At 73.5% G+C, this 374-nt stretch carries 1 protein-coding gene; it reads right to left on the reverse strand.

The window, feature by feature from the left end; genetic code table 11:
• The coding region (locus tag WDV06_RS37195; protein WP_395514209.1) for a phosphoadenosine phosphosulfate reductase domain-containing protein at positions 1–374 on the reverse strand (374 nt) is incomplete at both ends.

Below are 374 nucleotides of genomic sequence, written 5' to 3' on the forward strand. Positions count from 1 at the left end.
CCGTTGTAGAGCTGCCAGAGCTCGGGGCGCTGGCGGCGGGGGTCCCACTGGGAGAACTCGTCGCGCAGGGAGAACACCCGCTCCTTGGCGCGGGCCTTCTCCTCGTCGCGGCGGCCGCCGCCGAACACGGCGTCGAAGCCCAGCCGCTGGATGGCCTCGGTGAGGGGCACGGTCTGGAGGGGGTTGCGGGTGCCGTCCGGGCGTTCGCGGAGCGTGCCGGCGTCGATGTACTCCTGGACGGAGGCCACGTGCAGGCGCAGGCCGTGCCGGGCGACGGTACGGTCGCGCAGTTCCAGGACCTCGGGGAAGTTGTGGCCGGTGTCCACGTGCAGCAGGGCGAAGGGCACCGGCGCGGGGGCGAAGGCCTTGAGCGC

The organism is Streptomyces racemochromogenes, assembly GCF_044129415.1.
GTDB lineage: Bacteria > Actinomycetota > Actinomycetes > Streptomycetales > Streptomycetaceae > Streptomyces > Streptomyces racemochromogenes_A.